General features: G+C 74.3%; 21 protein-coding genes. 12 read left to right on the plus strand and 9 right to left on the minus strand.

The window, feature by feature from the left end; all coding sequences use genetic code 11:
• Positions 1-12: 12 nt before the first annotated feature.
• A complete protein-coding gene (locus AB0N76_RS16255; protein WP_363557500.1) occupies positions 13-1,416 on the minus strand; it encodes an amino acid permease in 1,404 nt (467 codons plus the stop codon).
• 182 nt (positions 1,417-1,598) lie between these two features.
• Entirely contained in the window at positions 1,599-2,951 is a 1,353-nt protein-coding gene (locus AB0N76_RS16260; protein ID WP_363557502.1) for a pyroglutamyl peptidase, read from the minus strand.
• A gap of 182 nt (positions 2,952-3,133) precedes the next feature.
• Here AB0N76_RS16260 and AB0N76_RS16265 point away from each other — a divergent pair, with 182 nt between their 5' ends.
• The 11 genes from AB0N76_RS16265 (at position 3,134) to AB0N76_RS16315 (ending at position 14,736) form a co-directional block, all read left to right on the plus strand.
• Positions 3,134-3,745 carry a TIGR03086 family metal-binding protein gene (locus AB0N76_RS16265; RefSeq protein ID WP_363557504.1) on the plus strand — a complete coding sequence of 204 codons (612 nt, stop codon included), beginning with the start codon at positions 3,134-3,136 and terminating at the stop codon, positions 3,743-3,745.
• A gap of 14 nt (positions 3,746-3,759) precedes the next feature.
• On the plus strand, positions 3,760-4,848 hold the full coding sequence (locus AB0N76_RS16270) for a magnesium and cobalt transport protein CorA (protein WP_363557506.1): 1,089 nt from the start codon (positions 3,760-3,762) through the stop codon (positions 4,846-4,848).
• Positions 4,849-4,976: 128 nt separating this feature from the next.
• Positions 4,977-5,879, plus strand: a complete 903-nt coding sequence (locus AB0N76_RS16275; protein WP_363557508.1) for a glutamate ABC transporter substrate-binding protein — start codon at positions 4,977-4,979, stop codon at positions 5,877-5,879.
• 38 nt (positions 5,880-5,917) lie between these two features.
• Complete coding sequence (locus tag AB0N76_RS16280) at positions 5,918-6,583, plus strand: amino acid ABC transporter permease (protein ID WP_363557510.1); 666 nt, start codon at positions 5,918-5,920, stop codon at positions 6,581-6,583.
• Complete coding sequence (locus AB0N76_RS16285) at positions 6,580-7,479, plus strand: amino acid ABC transporter permease (RefSeq protein WP_363557512.1); 900 nt, start codon at positions 6,580-6,582, stop codon at positions 7,477-7,479. The genes AB0N76_RS16280 and AB0N76_RS16285 overlap by 4 nt, the downstream gene beginning before the upstream one ends.
• An 80-nt stretch (positions 7,480-7,559) precedes the next feature.
• On the plus strand, positions 7,560-8,786 hold the full coding sequence (locus AB0N76_RS16290; protein ID WP_363557514.1) for a histidine kinase: 1,227 nt from the start codon (positions 7,560-7,562) through the stop codon (positions 8,784-8,786).
• Positions 8,783-9,514, plus strand: a complete 732-nt coding sequence (locus AB0N76_RS16295) for a response regulator transcription factor (RefSeq protein WP_363557516.1) — start codon at positions 8,783-8,785, stop codon at positions 9,512-9,514. The genes AB0N76_RS16290 and AB0N76_RS16295 overlap by 4 nt, the downstream gene beginning before the upstream one ends.
• Before the next feature lie 207 nt (positions 9,515-9,721).
• Positions 9,722-10,891 carry a serine hydrolase domain-containing protein gene (locus AB0N76_RS16300; RefSeq protein ID WP_363557518.1) on the plus strand — a complete coding sequence of 390 codons (1,170 nt, stop codon included), beginning with the start codon at positions 9,722-9,724 and terminating at the stop codon, positions 10,889-10,891.
• 213 nt (positions 10,892-11,104) lie between these two features.
• Entirely contained in the window at positions 11,105-12,703 is a 1,599-nt protein-coding gene (dacB, locus tag AB0N76_RS16305; protein ID WP_363557520.1) for a D-alanyl-D-alanine carboxypeptidase/D-alanyl-D-alanine-endopeptidase, read from the plus strand.
• 171 nt (positions 12,704-12,874) lie between these two features.
• The gene (locus AB0N76_RS16310) at positions 12,875-13,819 is read left to right on the plus strand and encodes a hypothetical protein (RefSeq protein ID WP_363557522.1); all 945 of its coding nucleotides are present in this window, start codon (positions 12,875-12,877) and stop codon (positions 13,817-13,819) included.
• A 215-nt stretch (positions 13,820-14,034) separates the two neighbouring features.
• On the plus strand, positions 14,035-14,736 hold the full coding sequence (locus tag AB0N76_RS16315; RefSeq protein WP_363557524.1) for a hypothetical protein: 702 nt from the start codon (positions 14,035-14,037) through the stop codon (positions 14,734-14,736).
• Between the two features lie 21 nt (positions 14,737-14,757).
• Here the strand turns inward: AB0N76_RS16315 and AB0N76_RS16320 are convergent, their stop codons facing one another.
• Entirely contained in the window at positions 14,758-16,206 is a 1,449-nt protein-coding gene (locus AB0N76_RS16320; RefSeq protein ID WP_363557526.1) for an amidase, read from the minus strand.
• A gap of 95 nt (positions 16,207-16,301) precedes the next feature.
• Between AB0N76_RS16320 and AB0N76_RS16325 the strand changes: the two genes are divergently transcribed.
• On the plus strand, positions 16,302-17,186 hold the full coding sequence (locus AB0N76_RS16325; RefSeq protein ID WP_363557528.1) for a helix-turn-helix domain-containing protein: 885 nt from the start codon (positions 16,302-16,304) through the stop codon (positions 17,184-17,186).
• A 164-nt stretch (positions 17,187-17,350) separates the two neighbouring features.
• Here the strand turns inward: AB0N76_RS16325 and AB0N76_RS16330 are convergent, their stop codons facing one another.
• The 6 genes from AB0N76_RS16330 to AB0N76_RS16355 all read right to left on the minus strand — a co-directional run bounded on the left by AB0N76_RS16330 (position 17,351) and on the right by AB0N76_RS16355 (position 21,884).
• A complete protein-coding gene (locus tag AB0N76_RS16330; protein ID WP_363557530.1) occupies positions 17,351-17,515 on the minus strand; it encodes a hypothetical protein in 165 nt (54 codons plus the stop codon).
• 92 nt (positions 17,516-17,607) lie between these two features.
• Complete coding sequence (locus AB0N76_RS16335) at positions 17,608-18,183, minus strand: hypothetical protein (RefSeq protein WP_363557532.1); 576 nt, start codon at positions 18,181-18,183, stop codon at positions 17,608-17,610.
• Positions 18,180-19,595, minus strand: a complete 1,416-nt coding sequence (locus tag AB0N76_RS16340) for a hypothetical protein (protein WP_363557534.1) — start codon at positions 19,593-19,595, stop codon at positions 18,180-18,182. The genes AB0N76_RS16335 and AB0N76_RS16340 overlap by 4 nt, the downstream gene beginning before the upstream one ends.
• Complete coding sequence (locus AB0N76_RS16345) at positions 19,592-20,413, minus strand: ATP-binding cassette domain-containing protein (protein ID WP_363557536.1); 822 nt, start codon at positions 20,411-20,413, stop codon at positions 19,592-19,594. Before AB0N76_RS16345 ends, AB0N76_RS16340 begins: the two co-directional genes overlap by 4 nt.
• 86 nt (positions 20,414-20,499) lie before the next feature.
• The gene (locus AB0N76_RS16350) at positions 20,500-21,327 is read right to left on the minus strand and encodes a zf-HC2 domain-containing protein (protein ID WP_363557538.1); all 828 of its coding nucleotides are present in this window, start codon (positions 21,325-21,327) and stop codon (positions 20,500-20,502) included.
• Positions 21,324-21,884 (minus strand): RNA polymerase sigma factor, encoded by a 561-nt coding sequence (locus AB0N76_RS16355; protein ID WP_363557540.1) that lies wholly within the window; start codon positions 21,882-21,884, stop codon positions 21,324-21,326. The genes AB0N76_RS16350 and AB0N76_RS16355 overlap by 4 nt, the downstream gene beginning before the upstream one ends.
• Between the last annotated feature and the right edge of the window lie 64 nt (positions 21,885-21,948).

Genomic DNA, 21,948 nt, shown 5'->3' on the forward strand with positions numbered 1-21,948 from the left:
CGGGCCGGGGATTCAGGGACGGTCGGCTCCCGTGCTCTGGGCTTCGCTCCGGCCGGCGGGGCCGTGGCGGCGGGCGGTGAGGTAGGTGTGGACGAGGATGCCGGCGAAGAGGAAGAGGACGCCCTGGTAGACGGCGGCGTAGCCGGCGCCGGCGAGGAGCCAGAGGGAGAAGGCGAAGGCGCCGAGGCCGAGGGTGGCGTCGCGGAGGAGGCGGGGCGGGGAGACCTTCTCGGGGGTGCCGCGGAGGAGCCAGTAGAGCTGGGCGGCGGTGGAGAGGAGGTAGGGGACGGTGGCGGTGAAGGTGGTGACCAGGACGAGGGTGTCAAAGGCGGCCTTCGCGCCGGAGGCGAAGTTGAGGACGGTGAGCAGGGAGGCCAGCGCGACGCTGACCAGGATGCCGAAGACGGGGACGCCGCGGCGGGTGGTGGCGAAGGCGGCGGGGAAGAGGCCGTCCTTGGCGGCGGCGTAGGGGGCCTGGGCGGAGAGCAGGGTCCAGCCGTTGAGAGCACCCGTCATCGACACGAGTGCGGCGACGGCGACGGCCGCCCCGCCCCAGGAGCCGCCGAACACGGCGTTCACGGCGTCCGAGAACGGTGCGGTGGAGTGGACGAGCCGCTCGTGCGCGACGGTGCCGAACACGGCGAGGGTGCCCAGCAGGTAGACCACCGCGGCGCCGGCCGTGCCGAGCACGCTGGCGCGGCCGACGTTGCGTTCCGGGTCGCGGACCTCGCCCGCGCTCATCGCGGCGGACTCCACGCCCAGGTAGCTGAAGAGCAGGATCGCGGCGGCGGCGGTCATCCCGCCGGCCCAGCCGTCGCCGGCGGCGTCGAAGGGGCCGAGGTTCGCCGGGTCGAAGTGGGCGAGGCCGACCACCGACACCACCGCCAGCGGGGCGAACTTGAGGACGGTGGAGACGAGTTGGACGACGCCGACGTAGCGGGTGCCGGCCAGGTTGGCGAGCGCGGGCAGCCACTGGACGGTGAGCGCGCAGGCGATGGTGAGGACGCCGGAGTGGCCGACCGGCCACAGCACGTCGAGGTAGCCGACGGCGGCGACGGCGAGGGCCGCGTTGCTGACCCAGGTGGTGATCCAGTACGACCAGGCGGCCAGGAACCCGGCGAAGTCGCCGAAGGCCTCGCGGGCGTAGACGTAGGGCCCGCCGGTGCGCGGGTCGCGGCGGGCGAGTTGCCCGAACACCAGGGCCAGCGCGATCGCGCCCACCGTCAGCACGGCGAAGGCGAGCAGGCTGACCGTGCCGAAGGGGGCCACGGCGGCGGGGATCATGAAGATGCCGCCGCCGATGATGTTCCCCATCACCAGCGCGGTCGCGGTCGGCAGGCCGAACCGGCGGCGTTCCGGTGAGGTGGGCGCGGCCGGTCGGGGTGCCTGCCGGGTCGCGGCCGGGCTGGTCTGCATGAGGGTGACGTGCCTTCCTGGTCCTGCTGGTGGTGCCGGTGGAACTGGTGGTGCGTGCGCGCTCGGCGGAGCGGACGCCCATGCTCATGCAGACGGAACCCGCTACCAAATCGATGGCGTTTGTCCGCCCGGCCGGGCCGCCCGCCGCAAAACCTCCGGTCGGCGGGCGGCCCGACGGGCACTCATCCGGCGCGGTGCTCGTCGGCCCGGCCGGCGTCGGCGGCCGGGACGGTGTTGCGGAGGACGGCGAGGATCTCGGCGGTGATGGCGGCCTCGTTCTGCTCGAAGACCGGGCCGGTGAGCTGGTCGGGCTGCTCGGGGAGGCCGGTGAGGACCGGGGTGTGCAGGTGGCCGCCGGGCAGCTGCGGGGCGAGTTCGAGGCGCAGCCGGTTGGTCCGGTAGGCGACCTCGTTGGAGAGGTAGCCTCCGCCGCCGCCCGCGACGGCGCGCGCGCCCGGGGTCGGGCCGTCCGCGCGGTCGACCGGCCGGTCGGCGCCGGCGGGGATCTCGGTGACGGTGGTGTTCAGCCGGACGGGGTAGGGCTGCTGGACGGCGGTCATCGTCCCGGTGGGCAGGCTGGTGGCGATGAACTCCGCGCCGGGGCCCATCCCCGGCGCGGTGACGGGGTGTTCGCGGGTGCCGCCGGAGAGCGCGCCGGTGTTGTCCGGGTAGGGGTCGGCGGAGCGGGCGCGGCCGGCCCAGGCCTCCAGGGTGAACAGCCCGGGGTAGCCCTGGCTGATCGTGGTGATCAGGTCGGCGGAGCGCGGGCCGGGCGCGAGCCGGGGGCCGAACGCGCGCTCGACGATGCCGCGGTCGAAGTCGCCGTAGCGGACCGGGAGGAGCACCGCGCGGATCTCGGCCGGGGTGCCGTCGGCGAGGGTGATCCGGCGTCCGTTCAGCTGGAGGGCGGCCGAGCCGGAGGGGTTGGCGCGGCGCGGTTCGGCGTCCAGGCCGAAGGGGTCGAAGCCGCTGACGAGGATCCGGCGCACCCCGGGGCGGCCGGTAAAGCCGTTGTCGGCGAGGCCGCGCGAGGCGTCCTCGAAGCGCTGCCGCAGGGCGGCCGCGTCGATGCTGAAGTCGGGCTGCCAGCGCGACAGTTGGACGGTCATGGCGACCCTGGTCCAGTACAGCGGCCGGTCGTCGGGGGCGGGCAGATCACCCCCGGGCAGGCCGCCCCCAGGCCGGCCGCCGCCGAGCTGGCCGCCCCCGGACCGGTGCCCTTGGGCGCGGCCGACGCCGGCCCGCCAGAGGGCCTCGCCCCAGGCGTCGACCAGCCGTTCGGCCTCGGCGGCGGTGCGGGCGGTGCAGAGCGCGCCGGGGAAGCGCCGGACGAAGTCGCCGAAGCCCGCCCGTTCGGTGAGGGCGGCGGTCCGCGGGTCGGCGGTCCGCGCCTGTTCCCGGTCGAGCGGCGCGGAGTCGACGGTCCGGCAGGACGGCCTGCCCGCTTGGGCGTTCGCGGTGGCGGGCAGGAAGAGGGAGGAGGCCAGTGCGCCGATGAGGGTCGCGGCGAGGGCGACCCGGCGAGCGATCAACATGGCGTGGACATTACATTTCCGGTCGCCCCGTCCACCAGGCGCCAACCAGCCACTACCGACAGCTACGGCGAGCCCGTCGCACCCCCGTGCGCCCCACCGGGACCGCGTTCCGCCCTCCCCTGGCGGGTCACGCCCCGTAGCGGTTTACTGGGAGTGAGCAGGGCAGAGACGGAGGCCCGGCGATGGAATGTCCCCACCCACCCGGATTCCACGCTGAGGTCCGCGCGCGTTACGCCGCCGCCGGTGCCGAGGTGACCCGGCTGCTGCGCACCGTCGACGAGGACCGGTGGACGGCGCCCACCCCGTGTCGCGACTGGGACGTGCGCGCGCTGGTGAACCACCTCGCGGCCCAGCACCTGTGGGTCTGCCAGGCGGTCGCCGGCTACACCCCGGAACAGATCGGCCACCGCTTCGAGGGCGACGTCCTGGGCCGCAACCCGCTCGGCGTCTGGGCGATGGCCGTGCGCAGCGCACTGCGCGCGCTCAACGAACCAGGCAGCCCCGACCTCCTGGTGCACCTGTCGTACGGGGTGCGGGACGCCGGCGGGTACGCCCGCGAGCTGACCGCCGAGACCGTCGTGCACGGTTGGGACCTCGCGCGGGCGCTGGGCGACGGCGGCCGGATGCCGCGGCAGGCGGCGCTGTACGCGCTCTCGGAGTTCCGCGGCTACCGCGACCTGGCCGGCTCCGGCCGCTTCGACCCGCCGTTCACCCCGCCGCCGGACGCCGACGCCGAGGAGCGGCTGCTGGCCCTCACCGGCCGCGACCCGCACTGGTCCGCCCACCGGATCTGACCCGGGCAGCCGCCATGATCGTCGACTGCGCGCACTACCGGGACGGACGCCGGCAGCACGAGGGGCCGATGGACCCGGAGGAGGCGGCCGCGCGGTGCGCGCAGGGCGGGTTCGTCTGGCTGGGCCTGTTCGAACCCGGCCCCGAGGAGCTGGCCCGGGTCCGCGCGAGCTTCGGCCTGCACGAACTCGCCGTCGAGGACGCCCGGGCCTTCCACCTGCGGCCCAAGGCCGAGCAGTACGAGGACGGCACCGAACTGATCATCCTGCGCACCGCGCGCTACGACGACGAACGCGAGGAGATCGACACCGGCGAGATCAGCGTGTTCCTCGCCGAGCACTTCGTGATCACCGTCCGCCAGGGCATCGCCAGCGAGCTGACCGGCGCCCGCAGCCGGCTGGAGCGCCACCCCGAACTGCTCCGGTCCGGCAGCGCCTCGACCCTCTGGGCGATCCTCGACCAGGTGGTCGACAGCTACGCGCCCGTCGTCGCCGAACTCGACCGCGACATCGAGCAGATCGAGGCCACGGTGTTCTCCGGCGCGGTCGCCCCGACCGAACGGATCTACTCCCTGCGCCGCGAGGCCACCGACTTCTACCGCGCCGTCCACCCGCTGCTCGCCGTCCTCACCCGCCGCCTGCCGTCCGGCCGCGCACCGGCCGTCCGGACCCCGGCCGAGCTGCTGCCGTACTTCCGCGACGTGCACGACCACCTCCTGCTGGTCAACGAGGAGGTCGCCGCCCAGCGCGACCTGCTGGCCACCGTCCTGGAGGCGAACATCGCGGTGATCTCGGTCGAGCAGAACCGGATCAACCTGCGGCAGAGCGCCACCATGGAGCGGCTGACGATCATCGCGACGGTGTTCCTGCCGCTGTCCTTCGTGGTCGGCTTCTTCGGACAGAACTTCCCCTGGCTGGTCGGGCACATCGGCGGCCTCGCGGCGTTCCTCGCGTTCGGCGTCGGCGGCCTGGTGCTGCCGTGCGTGCTGCTCTTCGGCTGGCTGCGCGGACGGGACCGGGGGGACGCGGACGGCCGGCAGGAACGGGACCGTCACCCGGAGGCTCGCCCGTTCGGCCGCGGATCGCGTGGTGTTCCCGGCGAATGACCGGATCGTGGAGGAGAGCACTGCCCCGTGAGCACTGCCCCGTGAGCACTGCCCTGAGAGCACTGCCCCGTGAGTACTGCCTCCCGACCACGAGACCACGAGACCACGACTCCCCGAGGGACGATCACATGAAGCTTCGCAAGGTCGCGGCCACGACCGCCGGTGCGCTCGTACTGACCCTGGCCGCGGCCGGCTGCGGTTCCGACGGCGGCGACAAGGGCGCCGGCGCGAGCAGCAGCCCCGGGGGCGGCGCGGGCACGGGTGCGGGCACCGGCGCGGGCACGGGTGGCGGCGGTGGCGGCGGGAAGATCACCGTCGGCATCAAGTTCGACCAGCCGGGCATCGGCCTGAAGACGCCGGACGGCACCTACACCGGCTTCGACGTCGACGTGGCCACCTACGTCGCCCAGCAGCTCGGCCACAAGCCCGGCGAGATCGTCTGGAAGGAGGCCAAGAGCGCCGACCGCGAGACCCTGCTCCAGCGCGGCGACGTCGACTTCATCGCCGCCTCGTACTCGATCACCCCCGCGCGCTCCGAGAAGGTCGACTTCGCCGGCCCCTACCTGCTGGCGCACCAGGACGTGCTGATCCGCGCGGACGACGACTCGATCAAGCAGCCCGCGGACCTCAACGACAAGAAGCTCTGCTCGGTCACCGGCTCCACCTCGGCGCAGAACGTCAAGACCAGGATCGCGCCCAACGCCCAGCTCCAGGAGTACGGCGGCTACTCGGAGTGCCTGACCGGCCTGGAGAACAAGGTCATCGACGCCCTCACCACCGACGACTCGATCCTCGCCGGCTACGCCGCGCAGTCCCAGTTCAAGGGGAAGTTCAAGCTCGGCGGCTTCAAGATGAGCAACGAGAACTACGGCATCGGCGTCCAGAAGGGCAGCGAGCTCAAGGCGAAGATCAACACCGCGCTGCAGAAGATGGTCCAGGACGGCTCCTGGGAGGCGGCGGTCCAGAAGAACTTCGGCCCGGCCGGGTACCACGCCGAGCCCGCCCCGCAGATCGGCGTCATCGTCAGCTGAGCCGGCCGGACAGCCCAAGGAGCCGGAGAGCCGTCGCCGTGTTCGACTTCCTCAAGGGGTACGACCTGCTGGGCGCCTTCTGGGTGACCGTCCAGCTCACCCTCTACTCCGCGCTCGGCGCGCTGGTCTGGGGCACGGTGCTGGCCGCCATGCGGGTCGGCCCGGTGCCGCTGATGCGCGGCTTCGGCACCGCCTACGTCAACGTGGTCCGGAACATCCCGCTCACCGTGATCATCGTATTCACCTCGCTGGGACTGTTCCAGACGCTCGGGGTGACCCTCGGCGCCGACACCTTCAAGGCGATCGACTTCCGGCTCGCCGTGCTCGGCCTGATCGTCTACACCGCCGCCTTCGTCTGCGAGGCGCTGCGGTCCGGCATCAACACCGTGCCGGTCGGCCAGACGGAGGCGGCGCGGGCCGTCGGCCTGCGGTTCTCCCAGGTGCTCACGCTCATCGTGCTGCCGCAGGCCTTCCGGTCGGTGGTGGGACCGCTGGCGAACGTGCTGATCGCGCTGACCAAGAACACCACCGTGGCCGCCGCCATCGGGGTCGCCGAGGCCGCGGCGCTGATGCGGGAGATGATCGAGAACGAGGCCCAGCTGCTGCTCATCTCCGCCGTCTTCGCGTTCGGCTTCGTCTGCCTCACCCTGCCGACCGGGCTGTTCCTCGGCTGGGTGAGCCGGAAGGTCGCGGTGCGGCGGTGAGCCCGCCGTCCGTCCTGTACGACGTGCCGGGGCCGCGGGCCAGGCGGCAGAACCTGCTGTTCACGGCGCTGTTCCTGGTCGCCCTCGCGGCGGTGCTCTGGTGGGTGGTGCGGAGCCTCGCCGACAAGAACCAGCTCGCCTGGGCCAAGTGGCGGCCGTTCTTCACCGACGCCGGCGCCTGGGAGACGTACCTGCTCCCCGGGCTGCGGAACACGCTCGTCGCCGCCGCGCTCGCCATGGTCATCGCGCTGCCGCTCGGCGCACTGTTCGGCATCGCGCGGCTCTCCGACCACCGGTGGGCCCGGGCGTCGGCCGGCACCGTCGTGGAGTTCTTCCGCGCCATCCCGGTGCTGATCCTGATGCTGTTCGCGAACGCCGCGTACGCGGAGTACAGCGACGTCGGCCCGGACAGCCGTCCGCTGTACGCGGTCGTCACCGGGCTGGTCCTGTACAACGCCTCGGTGCTCGCGGAGATCGTCCGGGCCGGGATCCTCGCCCTCCCGCAGGGCCAGAGCGACGCGGCGATGGCGCTCGGCCTGCGCAAGGGCCAGGTGATGCGGTTCGTGCTGCTGCCGCAGGCGGTCACCGCGATGCTGCCAGCGATCGTCAGCCAGCTGGTGGTGATCGTCAAGGACACCGCGCTCGGCGGCGCGCTGCTCGGCTTCTCCGAGCTGCTGGCCTCGGTCCGCCCGATGAGCGCGAACTACGGCGCCAACACCATCGCCTGCTTCACCGTCGTCGCGGTGATCTTCGTCCTGGTGAACTTCACCCTCACCTCCTTCGCCACCTGGCTGGAGGCCCGGCTGCGGCGCGGCCGACGGTCCACCGGCGCGGTGGTCGCCCCCGACGCGGTCGACGGGCTGGGCACACCCGGCGAGCCGCCACCCGAACGGTGACTGCGCGGCCTCATCGACCCCCCGGCGGCTCCCCCGATCGAGGGAGGTCCTCGCTGAACTGCGCGGTCATACTGATGATCATGTTCAGAGGAATCCGGCCGCTGCTGCGCGGCTCCACGTATTCGGGTGCGCTGTTCGCCTACGGCGGTGCGCTGGCGAGCCTGCCACTGGTTCCGTTCGCGCTGCTGCCGGCGATGCTGTGGCGGGACGCCCCGTACGGGGTGCAGGCGGCGGTGTCGCTGCTGGCCTGGGCGGCGCTGATCGGTGCGGTCGGGGTGGTGCCCGGGACGCGGCGGGTGCTGGTCGCTTCCGCCCGCCGACTGCTGAAGGTGCCCTTGCCGGACCCCGTCTCCGGCAAGCGCCCCGGCGCCGACCGGTGGCGGACGCCGCTGTGGCTGCTGCTGCACGTCGCCCTCGGGTGGTGCGGGGCGCTGGTGAGCGGTCTGCTGGTGCTCATCGGCATCGCCCTGCCGGGGAACTGGCTCCGCGGCGAGCTGCGGCTGAGCCTGGCCGGATCCTCCTGGGAGCCGACGGGCGGCTGGGGGTGGGTGGCGGCGTTCGGCTGCCTCCTGCTGGCGGCGGCCGGGTGCGCGCTGGTGACCGGCGCGCTGCGATGGCTGGCGCCCCGGCTGCTGGGGCCGTCGCCCGCCGAGCGGCTCGCGCTGGCGGCCGAGCGGGAGCTGCTCCTGGCCGAACGCAACCGGCTGGCCCAGGAGTTGCACGACTCGATCGGACACACCCTGACGGCGGCCACCATCCAGGCGGCGGTGGCGGGCGAGGTGCTCGCCGCCGACCCGGCGGCGGCGCGGGCCGCCATGCGCAGCATCGAGGAGTCGGCCCGGAGCGCGCTGGAGGACCTCGACTACGTGCTGGGGGTGCTGCGCGAGGAGGAGGCGGGGACGGCTCCGACACGCTCCCTGGCCGACCTGCCGGAGCTGCTGGACCGCCTGCGGCACGCGGGCGCGGTGGTCGAACCGGAGCTGTCGGGCGATCTGACGCAGGTGCAGGGGACGCTCTCCCGGGCGGCCTACCGGATCCTGCAGGAGGGGCTGACCAACGCGCTGCGGCACGGGGCGGGCGGCCCGATCGAGCTCCGGGTGACGGCGGCGGCGGACGGGCTGGAACTCGACGTGGTCAACGGGACGGATGCGGGGGCCACGCGGGCCGGCGCGTTCCCGACCTCCGGACACGGCCTGCCCGGGCTCGCCGAGCGCGTGCGGCTGCTGCACGGCGAGTTCGAGGCCGGTCCCGACGGTCCGCGGCGCTGGCGGCTGGCCGTCCGGCTGCCCGCGCGGCTGGCCGCATGACCGGGCCAGGGGCGGACCGCCCCACGGCAGCCGGGGGCGGGGCGGGCGAGGCCGTCCCGCCCCCGGCCGATGCCCCCGTCACCCTCCTCATCGCCGACGACGACGCGGTGACCCGCAGCGGACTGCGCATCCTGCTCGCGGCGCAGCCCGGGATCACGGTGATCGGGGAGGCCGCCGACGGCGTCGAGGCGGTCGAACAGGCCCGGCGGCTGCGGCCGGACGTGGTCCTGATGGACGTGCGGATGCCGCGCCGCAACGGGATCGAGGCCACCCGGCTGCTGCTCGCCGGGTCGGCCGACCCGCCGAAGGTCGTGGTGATCACCACCTTCGAGAACGACGGCCACGTCACCGCCGCGCTGAGCGCCGGGGCCGCCGGCTTCGTCCTCAAACGGCTCCCGGTCCCGCAGATCGCGGAGGCGGTGCGGGTGGTGGCCGCGGGCGAGGCGATCCTCTTCCCGGCCGCCCTGCGCCGGATGGTCGCGGCCCGCCCGCTGGCCTCCGCCGAGGCCCTGCCGCAGGCGGCGCTGACCGGGCGGGAGGAGGAGGTGCTGCGGCTGATGGCCACCGGCTCGTCCAACCCGGAGATCGCGCAGACGCTGATCGTGAGCCTGGAGACGGTGAAGACGCACGTCGGGAACGTGCTGACCAAGCTCGGCGCGCAGAACCGGACGCACGCGGTGGTGATCGCGTACGAGTCCGGCCTGGTGGTACCGGGCTCGGCCGGCTGACCCGCCCCCGGACACGATCCTCGCCTGCACGGCCCGTGCGCGCATCACGGAGAAGTGGGGGAAAGCGCTCCCCCGGTCGGGGGAGGTCCACCGGTGGACCGGCTGCCCATACTGACGGCCGATCACCACCGGGGGAACGAGTACGGCGCACCGCCGCACACTCCCCCGGTCCCCGGTGATCTCCCAATGATTCCGAGGAGTTGACCCATGCGTGAGCAGACCTGGCAGCGGTTCCGTGCCCCGCGACTGCGGCGGAGCGCCCTGTCGGCCGCGACGGCCGTCGCCGTCCTGACGGCGGGCGCGATGACGGCGGGGGTCCTGGCCTCCCCCGCCGCCGCCACCGCCACCGCCCGGCCGGACGCCGTCCGGTCGGGGCTGAACGCCCTGGTGCAGGCCGACCGGATGCCCGCCGCACTGGCCGCCGTCACGGAGCACGACGGCCGGACCCGCACCTACACCGCCGGAGTCGGCGACCTGGCCACCCGTTCGAAGGTCCCGGCCGACGGCCAGGTACGAATCGGTAGCAACACCAAGACCTTCACCGCGGTGGTCGTGCTGCAGCTGGTCGGCGAGGGGCGGATCGGCCTGGAGGACAAGGTCGAGAAGCACCTGCCGGGCCTGGTCCGCGGGGAGGGGATCGACGGCAGCCTCGTCACCGTCCGCCAGCTCCTCCAGCACACCAGCGGCCTGCCCGACTACGAGGCCGGGGTCACCGACGACATCATCCGGAACCGCTACTTCGACCCGCACGACCTGCTGGACCTCGCCTTCCGGCACAAGGCCGACTTCGCCCCCGGGACGAGCTGGGCGTACAGCAACACCAACTACGTGCTGGCCGGTCTGATCGTCCAGCAGGTCACCGGCCGGCCGCTCGCCGAGGAGATCGACCGGCGGATCGTCCGCGCCCTCGGGCTGCGCCACACCTACTTCCCCGCCCCCGGCGACCGGACCATCCGGGAGGCCCACCCGCACGGCTACCGGCAGGACGCGCCGGGCTCGCCGTGGAGCGACATCACCGAGCTGGACCCGTCCGCGGGCTGGGCGGCCGGTCAGATGATCTCCACGACCACCGAGCTCAACCGCTTCTTCGGCGCGCTCCTGGCCGGCGACCTCCTCCAGCCCGCTCAGCTCGCCCAGATGCGCACCACCGTCCCGATCGGGACCACCGGCGCCGGCTACGGACTGGGTCTGATGAGCCGGCCGCTGTCCTGCGGCGGCGTCTACTGGGGCCACGGCGGCGACATCGCGGGCTTCGAGACCCGGGGCGGGGTCACCGAGGCCGGCCGGGCCGCCACCGTCGCCATCACCGCCGTCCCGGCGGACGGGGCGGTGACCGGGCACGTGGAGGACGTGGTGGACACGGCGCTCTGCCGCTGAGTCGCCCTCCCATCCGACATGCTCGGGCCGATCCGATGATCGGCCCGAGCATGTCGCCCGACCGGATGACTTTCACACCGATCACACCGGTATTCGTTCGCGGTGACCGGCTCACCGGAGTCCGCCTTCCTACGATGCGGCCGTGAGCGCCGGGCTCCACCGACTCCCGGCTCCCGACTCCAGAACGGCGGGCGAATGAGACCGATGAGACCGATGGGCCCGAAGACGCGCGACCGGCTGCGGGCGGCGTGGACCGCGGCCGGCGCGGCGGTCCTGATCGTGGCCGGCACGGCCGCGGCGGCCCCGGCGGCCGACCGGCACCACCTGGACGGCGACCTCGGGCCCGAGATCGCCGCCATCCTGCACAAGCCCGCCTACGAGCACGCGCAGTGGGGCGTGCTGGAGGTGGACCCGGCGAGCGGGCAGGTCGTCCACTCGCAGTACCCGGACCAGTTCTTCATCCCGGGTTCGACCGCCAAGCTGCTCACCATCTCATCGTCCTGGCACACCCTCGGACCCGACTACCGGTTCACCACCCCCGTCCACGCGGTCGGCCGGCGCAACGGGTCGACGCTGGACGGCGACCTGGCGCTCGTCGCGCAGGGCGACCTCACGATGGGCGGCCGCACCGCGCCGGACGGGTCGGTCTCCTTCACCACCATCGACCACACCTACGCCAACGACCTCCCGGGCGCCACCCTCACCCCGGAGGACCCGCTCGCCGGGATCGACCTGATCGCGCATCAGGTGCGCGACGCCGGGATCACCGAGGTCAACGGCGACGTCGTCGTCGACCCCCGGCTGTTCACGCCCCCGGCGCTGGAACCCACCCCGGTCCCGCTCATCATCAACGACAACCTCATCGACCTGCTGAGCACCCCGACCGCCGTCGGCCAGACCGCCCAGCTGACCTGGCGCCCCCAGGTGGCGCCGTACCACGTCACCAGCACCGTGCAGACCGTCGCCGCCGGCGGTCCGACCGACATCCAGGTCACCGCCTCCCCCGACGGCACCGAGATCACCCTCACCGGCACCATCGCCGCCGACTCCCAGCCCGCCCTCAAGGTCTCCCCCGTCCACGACCCGAACGCCTTCGGCCGCACCGCCCTGATCGAGGCCCTCGCCCGGGCCGGGGTCACCGTCACCGCCGCCCCGACCGGACCCAACCCGGTCGGCGCGCTGCCCGCCTCGTACGACGATGCCCCGGTGGCGGCCTTCGTCTCCCCGCCCTACCGGGAGTACGCGAAGCTGATCCTCAAGGTCAGCCACAACCTCGGCGCCAACCTCGCGCTCTGCAACATGGCCGTCAGCCTGGGCAGTCCGGACTGCTTCGACGGCTTCCCGGTCATCCGGCAGTTCCTGACCGACGTCGCGGGCGTGGACCCGACCCAGTTCGAACTCGCCGACGGCCGCGGCGGCGTCGGCGTCGACCGGGCCACCCCCACCGGCCTCAACCAGGTGCTCGCGTACTGGCTGCGCACCCCCGACGCGGACGCCTTCCGCCGCTCGCTCCCGATCCTGGGCGTGGACGGCACCCTCGCCCTGTCCTGCACCACCGACTGCCCCGCCAAGGGCAAGGTGTTCGGCAAGACCGGCACCGTGATCGGCTTCGACGAGCTCAACCAGCGCGTGGCGGTCGGCTCCCAGGCCATCGCCGGCTACCTGGAAACCGACGACGGCTGCCTCCACACCTTCTTCGTCGGGGTCAACGGCGCCACCGCCGCCGACATCGCGGGCTACTTCGACGTGGCGAACGACGTCAGCCAGGTCGTCGCCCTGCTCCAGGAGCACGCCTCCGGCGGCCACCGCTGACCATCCGGCCCCTCCGGCCCCACCCGGTACCCACCACCCGGTAAGCCGGTACCCGGTACCGACCTCGCCCGGACACCCGCGAAGCACGGGTGCCCGGGCGAGACCAACCCGGAACAACAAATTCCGGTCAAGGTCTGTCCGAAACCCGACCTGGGACCTAGGCTGCCGCGCGTGTCGATATTTCGAAAGCTTCGCGCTTCCGGTCCGCGACTGCTGCCGGAACTCGACGACGTCAAACTCGGCCGGGTCCGCCGGCAGCTGAACTCCCCCGGGATCCCCGGCCAGGGCAGCATCCAGATCGACCAGGTCGACCGGCTGCTCCAGGAGACCGGCGCGGACTGGGACCGCCGCACCCACCGCCTCGCCGTCCTGGCCGAGGCGGCCGCGCCCACGGGGCTGGCCCGTTCCTGGCGGGCGCGCCGTCCGCAGAGCGGCGAGGCGATGGTCTTCGAGGCCTGGGTCGAACTGTTCCGCGGGCGGCACGACGGACGGCTGGAGGACGCCCGCAGCGCCGCCGACCTCTGCCACCGCGCCGCCGACCTCCTCCCCGCGGACCCCACCCCCTGGGTCGTGCTGCTCGGCATCCTGCGCCTGGTCCGCGCCGACTCGCGCAACGTGTTCGCCGTCTGGAACGAGCTGACCAAGCGCGACCCGTGGAACCGGGAGGCCCACCTCCAGCTGCTCCGCTACCTGTCGCCCGAGGAGTGCGGCTCGCGCAGCGGCCAGCTGGAGTTCGTGGACGCGGTCCGGTCCGGGGTGCCGTCGAACGCGCCGGCCGCCGGCGTGGAACTGACCGCCCTGGTCGACGAGCATGCCCGCACCCTCGCCCGGGGCGGCGTCGAGGCCCTGCTCGCCCGCCGCCAGTGGGGCAACCACCGGGCCACCAGGGCGCTGGACGCCGCGCTCGCGGACTGGCCCCGCCCCGGCCACCTGGGGTACGCGGCCGCCGCGGCCGACCTCAACCTGCTGGCCTACGCCCTGGTCCAGGCCGGCCGCGCACGCGAGGGCGCCGGCCTGGCCGAGCTGATCGGCGACACCGTCACGCCCTGGCCGTGGTCGCTCGACGGCGACCCGCTGCGACAGTTCGGCTACTGGCAGGCCAAGGCCCCGGTCTGACCCCTCCCCCCACCCCCACCTCCACCATCCGACGATCAACTCCCGGACATCAGAAGCCTGTCAGGAAAGCGCAAAGGTCGTATAGAGTCCTTCCCGGTGTGCCGGGAAGTCTGGTCGGCGGGTGGGGGACAGCCGTCCCCTACTCTTCATTCGTCGATCCGGGGGGACCGATGACCACCACTCTCTCGACTCTCTCGTCGCCGGTCCGGAAGCCGTTGACCGGCGCACTGTGGATCACGGCGGCCGTACTCCTCACGGCGCTCTGCTACCTCCTCCTCGCGGTGCTGCTGCCCGGCGACATCGAGCGGCGCCGGGACTACACCGCCGCCACGGCCTGCCCCACCGCGACGGCGGAGCAGACCGTGGAGGACTGCCTGCGGACGGTCCCCTTCACCGTCGAGAAGACCGTCCTCACCGGCGGCAAGCAGGACGGCTACCAGGCCCGCCTCCAGGGCTCGCCGTTCTGGAACGGCACCCTGCGGTTCGGCGACGCCGGGCCCCTGCTCGACAAGCTCACCCCGGGCGAGCCGGTGACCGGCCTGGTCTGGCGGGGCGCCGTCATGCGGCTCGAAAGGGACGGCGTCCGGCAGAGCTCCGTCGACGAACCCCGCGACGAGGCCCAGATCACGGCGGGCGTCGGCACCCTCGCCGGCCTGCTGGCGGCCCTGGCCCTCTACCTCGGGGCCCTCTACCTCGGGGCGGCGCAGCCGACCGGACGGCCCGGCGGCACGAGCCCGACCTGGCGCTCGTTCGGCAAGCCGATGGCCCTCACCGTACTGCTCGCCTGCGCCGTCACGGCCCTGCCCGCCTTCTGGCTGGACCTCCCCTGGTGGACCGTGCCCGCCGTCGCCGTCCCGCTCTCGGCGCTCGTCGGCCGCCTGCTCCACCGCGCCGCCCGGCAGCCGGTCCTCAGCTGACCGGCCACCGCGCTCCCGGTCTCAGCTGACCGGCGGGCGGCGGCCGGCCCACGGGTGCGCGAGTTCGAGCGTGCGGGCGACCCGGAGCAGCAGGTCCTCCCGCCACGGTGCGGCCACCAGCTGGACGCCGACGGGCAGGCCGGTGGCGGCGTCGTGGTGGACGGGGACGGAGATCGCGGGCTGCCCGGTCACGTTGAACAGCGAGGTGAAGACCGCCATCGGGTAGCTGTTGCGCAGGGCCTGCAGGGGATCCGTGTCGGTGCCCGCCCGCCAGGCGCCGACGCGCGGCGGCAGGCACGCCATCGTCGGCGTGACGAGGAGGTCGAAGCCGGCCACGAAGCCCTCCACGATGCGCCGCGACAGCCGCTGGGTCCGCAGCACCCCTTCCGCGTACGCCCAGGAGTCGATCGCGTGGGCCGCGTCGCGCTGGACCCGGTTGTGCGGCTCGATCCGGTCCGGGTCCGCGAGTTCGACCCCGGCGGCGGCGATGTTCCAGATCGTGCCGAACGCCCCGATCAGCTCCTCGGTCGGGGGCAGCGGCAGCCGGGTGTCGACGATGTGGTGCCCGGCGGACTCCAGCGTCCGGAGCGTGCTCTCGACGGCGGCCGCGCAGGCCGGGTCGACGGCGATCCCGGCGATCGGCGAGTCGGTGAGCACGCCGATCCGCAACCCGGTCGGCGGCTCCGCCGTCAGCGCGGCGGCGTAGGAGCCACGCGTGGCCGGCGGCGACCACCAGGCGGCCGGGTCGTGGCGGGCGAGCACGTCCAGGGCGGCCGCGCTGTCCGCCACCGTGCGGGTGACCGCCCCGCTGGTGGCGAAGCCCTCCACCAGGACGGTCGCGCTGGGGATCAGGCCGCGGGTCGCCTTGAGCCCGACCAGGCCGTTGCAGGACGCGGGGATCCGGATCGATCCGCCGCCGTCCTCGGCGTGGGCGATCGGCGCCATCCCGGCAGCGACGGCGGCGCCCGCGCCGCTCGACGAGCCGCCGGGCGTGCGGTCCGGGTCCCAGGGGCTGCGCGAGATGCCCAGGGCCTCGCTCTCGGTGAAGGGCAGGGCGCCGAACTCGGAGGTGGTGGTCTTGCCGAGCAGGACGAACCCGGCGTCCACGAACCGCCGCACCACCGGGTCGGAGGCCTCGGCCGGCGTCCGCCGGGCGCCCGCGGAACCGTAGGTGGTCGGCCAGCCTTCGACGTCGAGGAGGTCCTTGACCGGCAGCGGGACGCCGTGGAACGGCGGGAGGTCGTCGGCCGACCGGGCCCGCGCCACCGCGTCGGCGGCCTCGGCGGCGGCCTTGCGGACGGCGTCGTCGTCCCGGTGGCAGAAGGCGTTCAGCCGGGGGTCGAGGTCGTCCATCCGCCGGAGGAAGCCCTCGGCCACCTCGACCGGGCTCACCTCCTTCCGGCGGATGGCCGCGGCGAGTTCGACGGCGGGCGTGAACGGGTCGAGCGGGTCGAGCGGCGAGCGGGTCATGAGCGTTCCCTTCGACTGCGAGGCGTTGTTTCCGGCACCACGACCGGTGCCGGACCGTCAGTTTCGGTCCCCCGCCGCCACGGTGGCTTGGACGAATGTCCCGTACCCTGACCGACATGCCGCCCGCCGATCCCACCGCCGATTCCAGCCGAGCCGCCGCAGCCCTGTGGGACATCGCCACCCCCGCCCGCCCCGGCCGGCTGCCCGGCGTCAGCATGGCCGGCTTCCGCGCCCGCACCACCGACCCCGTCGACCTCGGCGTGGTCCCGTACCCGGCGGTCACCGTGGCCGTCAACCTGGGCGACGGACCGCTCGCCGCCCACGACGCCGACGGTCGGCGGCTCGACGACAGCGTCGCCATCGGACTCGCGGCCGGCGGCGTCCGGGGGCGCGGCCGGAACATCGACTGCCTGCAGATCCGGCTGTCCCCGCTGATCGCGCACGCCGTCCTGCGCGGCTGCGCGGAGTCGGGCGGGACGGTGATCCCCCTCGACGACCTGTGGGGCCGCGACGCCCCGCACACCCAGGAGCAGCTGCGCGCCGCCGCCTCATGGGAGGACCGGTTCACGATCGCCGAGGCCGTGCTCGCCCGACGGCACGACGCCGGCCCCGCGACCGACCCCGAAGTCGCCTTCGCCTGGCGGCGGATGCTGGCACACCGGGGCGGCATCCGGGTCGAGCAACTGGCGACCGAGGTCGGTTGGAGCCGCAAACGCCTCTGGTCCCGCTTCCGCGCCCAGATCGGCCTCACCCCCAAACGCGCGGCCCGCCTCATCCGCTTCGACCACGCCGCCCACCGCCTCGCCGCCGGCCACCCCGCCACCCTGGTCGCCGCCGAAACCGGCTACGCCGACCAGTCCCACCTCCACCGCGACGCCCTCACCTTCACCGGCCTCACCCCCACCGCCGTCGCCACCGCCCCCTGGCTCGCCGTAGACGACACCGCCTGGCCCACTCCGGCCTACCTCGGCGGCATCTGACGCATCGTCACAATCAATCCCGAGGTGAGACGGCTGCCTCACTCCCCGCCCCCAACCCACCTTGGCCTACCAGGAACCCTCTTGACACATCGTCACAATCGAGTGCACGGAAGGGCCATCGGGCCGCGGAAGGCCCAGGAGGGCGTGCCGCGGCCCGGGTGGGGTCAGGGGTGGGTGAGGCGGCGGCGGAGGCGGGTGAGGGGGCGAGGAGGGGTGGGGGGTGGTGTGGCGGTGCGGGCGGTGCGTTCGCGGTTCGCCTCGCGGAGCAGGTCGGCCTCGCGGAGCTTGTGGAGGGCGTAGTGGAGCATGACGTCGTCGTCCTTCTCCATGGGGAACGTCTTGCGCCGTCCACTCTCCCGGGCGGGGTGTCCCGGCCGCATGAAGCGGGTGCCCCGTTCCCGTCCCGGCCGGGCCGTCCCGGTCAGCGGCGCGGGCCGGCCGCGGCGTACAGGGCGGTGCCGGTGACCAGGAGGACGAGGGCCGTGGTGGTGGCGGCCGTCGTGCCGGAGGGGGCGATCATCCAGTTGGTCACCTGTCCCACGGTCCCGGCCGGGGTCGGGACGAGCAGGTTGAAGGCGAGCCAGCCGGTCGACAGGGCCCAGCCGTAGGCGGCCCCGCACAGCGCCGCTCCGAGCGCGGCCAGGCCGACCAGGCCGGCGCTGTCGCGGAGGACGACCGCGGTGGGCGCGAACTCCGGTCCCGCCGCCTGGACCGCCAGCAGGGCGGCCCCGGCGGCCGCGCCGATCAGCAGGACGTGGGCCGCCCGGCGGGGTGCCCAGCGGATCGCGGCCGTGCGCTCCAGGGCGGTGTCCTGGCCGCCGAGTCCGATGGCGGCGGCCGCCACGTTCGCGGTGAGCACCAGGACCGCGAGGCCGAGGCCCGTCGGGCGCTCGCCGGGGTCCCGGTTGAGGGCCCACAGGGCCAGGGCGACGAGGGCGACCACGGCGGCGGAGGCGGGCACCTGCCGGGACCGCGCGTACAGCAGCAGCCCCCTCACCGGGACGCCTCCCCCGCCAGTGCCGGCAGCCGCCCGTACCCCTCGCAGGAGATGGCCGCGGCGTGCAACTCGCCGATCCGGGCGCGCTGTTCGGCGGGCGGCAGCGCGGTCAGCCGCTGCCAGGCGGTGTCGGCCTGCTCCCAGGTCCGGCGTGCCCACTGGTCGGCGCCCCGGTCCTCCAGCGGTTCGAGCCGGGGGTCGCCGAAGGCCCAGCTCGCGGCGACGCTCTGCAGGGCGACGTCCTCCCGGCCGCCGCCCTCGCGGGCGCTGTGTCCGTGGCAGTTCGGGGCCAGGCCCTGGGCGACCAGCGCGCGGGTCAGGTCCTTGCCCTTGGCGGAGGCGAACAGCTCCTCGTCGAAGTCGACCAGCACCACGTCGGCGGTGATGTCGCGCTGCCCGCCGAGCGCGCGCGGCCGGGTGTCCTCCCGCACCGTGCTCGGCGCCCGGTCGCCCAGGACCTCGCGCAGCAGGCGCAGCGCCTCCACGCCGCGCGCCGCGAGTTCGGGCAGGTGCGAGCGGTGCGCCCGGGTCACGCACACCGGGCCGTCGCAGACCATGGCGGCGGCCGTCTTGTCGACGACGTAGGTGTCGCGGGGGTGGACCGGCAGGATCAGCAGGGCCAGGGCGGCGCCGGCCAGGACCGGGGCCAGCGCGAGCAGCCGGGCCCGGCGGGTGGCGGCCGCCAGCAGCGCGAAGCCGGTGGCGAGCAGGCCGAGCAGCCAGAACGCCTGGCCGAGGTGGACGGACCCGGCGAGCGTCAGCAGCATCTCCCGCGGTTCGGCGGTCGCCGGCGACAGCTGGGTGAGCCGGTTCGGCGCGGGGCCCGACGGCACCTCGCCGTCGCTGCCCTGCCGCAGCAGGGTGGCGGTGGTGGCGAGGGTGAGCACCACCAGGGCGGGCGGGGTGAGCACGGAGGGCAGGGACCGCGCGACGCCCATGCCGAACACCGCGCCCGCGACCAGGGCCAGCGCCGCGACCAGCGAGATCGGCAGCCAGCCGAGGGTCCGGTAGTCGGTGGCCCCGTAGGCGGTGTCCCCGAGCATCACCTGGACCGCGCCGACGAGGACGAGGAGGCCGAAGCCCGCCGCCAGGGTGAGCGCCAGCGCGCCGGCTGGCAGCGCCGCGCGGCGCCAGGCGGGCCGGGGCGTGGTGGCCAGCAGTTCGGCCATCCGGGAGCGGGAGTCGCGCAGCCCGTAGACCGCGCCCAGGCCCACCGCGAGCGGCCACCAGAAGGCCAGCAGGTACCTGGTCCACAGAGCCATCGAGGTCCACTGGGCGGCCCACCCCGCGGTGTCCCGCCACCACATCCCGTCGATCAGGAAGAAGATCGCCAGGCTGCCGCCCAGGACGACGGCACCGGCCCACGGGGCGACGGAGCGCTTCAGCTCGGTCCGCAGCACGCGCCCGTTCACCAGGCACCCCCGTGCCGGCCGGTTCCGTGCGGGCCGGAGTCGCGGAGCAGGGCGGAGTAGCCGCGTTCCAGCGGGCTGTCGCCCGGGTGCTCGGGGCCGCCCGCCGCGGCCAGCTGCTCGGGGGTGCCCTGGAAGACGAGCCGGCCGTCGGCGAAGAGCACCACGTCGGAGCAGGCGGCGGCGACGTCCTCGACCAGGTGGGTGGAGACGACCACGCAGGCGTCGCGGCCCAGTTCCTGGAGCAGTTCGCGCAAGCGCAGCCGCTGCGCCGGGTCGAGGCCGACCGTCGGCTCGTCCAGCAGCAGCACGGCGGGGTCGTTGACGATGGCCTGGGCGATGCCGGCCCGGCGCACCATGCCGCCGGACAGGGTCTTCATCCGCTGGTCGGCGCGGTCCGCGAGGCCGACCCGTTCGACGGCCCGTTGGACGGCGGCGGGGATCTCGGCCTTCGGGACCTCCTTCAGCCAGGCCATGTACTCGACGAACTCGCGCACGGTGAAGCGCTTGTAGTAGCCGAACTCCTGCGGCAGGTAGCCGATCCGGCGGCGCACGGCCCGGTGGTCGCCGATCCCGCCGACCGGGCTGCCGAGCAGCTCCAGTTCACCGGCGGCGGGGCGCAGCACGGTGGCGAGGGCCCGGATCAGGGTGGTCTTCCCGGCGCCGTTGGGGCCCAGCAGGCCGTGGGTGCCGGTGCCCAGGGAGAGGTCGAGCCCTTCGACGGCCAGCTTGCGGCCGGCCCGGACGCTCAGGCCGGTGGCCCGGATCTCCCAGCCGTGGGTCCTCGGCGCGAGGTCGGCCGCGTTCAGCACCGATGCCACGGATGCCCCGGCTTTGAAGGTCTTGACGGTTTTCACGGTTTTCATGGCTTTCACGAATGGCCCCTTTCCGGGGGTCGACGGGGGTGTCAGAGCGTCGAGTAGGCGTTCCGGCGCAGGAAGACCGCGGCGGCGCCGAGGGCGAACAGCAGGCCCCACAGGGGCAGTCGGTCCGGTTCCAGGACGACGGGGAGGCGGTGGGTGACCCAGGCGGGTGCCGCGACGACCGCGGCCCAGGTGGCCACCAGGGCGGCGGCGGCGCGGGTCACGCCGATGACGCTGCCCAGGGCCAGGGTGGTGGAGGTGAAGGCCAGCGACGGCAGCAGCCACTCGGCGGCCGTCACGGAGCCGGTCAGCCGGCCCGCCAGCAGGAGCCCGGGCAGCACCACGGCGAGGACGGCCGTGGTCCGCCGCAGGAGCAGCGGCAGGCCGGACCGGGCGGTCGAGGCGGTCAGTTCGTGCGCCGGGTCGAGGCCGCGCGACCACGCGGCGGCGACTCCGCCGAGCGGCAGCACCGGCGCGAGCAGCAGCACCGGTGAGGTGCCGCCGAGGACCGCGGTCGGCCCGGCCGCGTCGAGCAGCAGCGCGATCAGCGTGACGGCGGCGGTCATGGCGAGCCACGGGCCCATGGCCGGCGTCAGCCAGGCCGGCGCCCGGCCCGGGCGGTACCGGCGCGCGGGGGCCCGGACGGCGGCGTCCAGCCGCGGTTCCAGGCCGGTGCGGACGGTGTCGACGAGGGCGGCGAGGCCGGGTGCCTCGGTGGCCACCGCGCCGGCCAGGCGGCCGCGGCACGGCGCGCAGGTCTCCAGGTGGGCTTCCAGGGCCCAGAGGGCGTCGGCGGGGATCGCCTCCTCACCCCGGGCGTAGGCGTCGATCAGCCGTGTCGACGCGTGTTCCGCGTTGGTGCCGGCGCTCATGCCAGTGCCTCCCGCATCGCGATCCGGGCCCGGCGGGCACGGGTCTTGACCGTGCCTTCGGGCAGTCTGAGCAGGACGGCGGTCTCCCGGACGGAGAGGCCGTCGAGCACCGTGGCCTGCAGCACCGCGCGCAGTTCGGGTGCCAGTCGCCGGAGGGCGTCGCCGACGTCGCCGTCGACGGTCCCGGCGAGCGCCTCGTCCTCGGCGGCGGGCGCCGGCGCCCGTTCGGCGGCGGCGACGGGCGGTTCGGCGTGGTGGGCGCGGCGCCGGAAGGCGTCGACCAGGCGGCGTGCCGCGATGGTCCAGAGCCAGCCGACGGCCGTCCCGCCGACCGCGCTCCCGGCGAACGCGTCGGCCGCGCGCCAGACCGCCAGGAAGGTCTCCTGCATGACCTCGGCGACGATCTGCTCGTCGGCGCAGCGGCGGCGCAGCCGGACCGCCAGCCAGGGCGCGGTGCGCCGGTACAGCTCGTCGAAGGCCTGGCGGTCGCCCTTGGCCACCAGCCGGAGGAGGCGTTCCTCGTCCAGCTCGTCCAGTGCTTTCCTGCGTGATCTCACACCAGCCAGACGCCCGGTGCGACCTGCAGGTTCTGCATTTCGGGTGACCTGCGTCACAGTCCCG

It is taken from the genome of Kitasatospora sp. NPDC093806, assembly GCF_040683335.1.
Taxonomy (GTDB): domain Bacteria; phylum Actinomycetota; class Actinomycetes; order Streptomycetales; family Streptomycetaceae; genus Kitasatospora.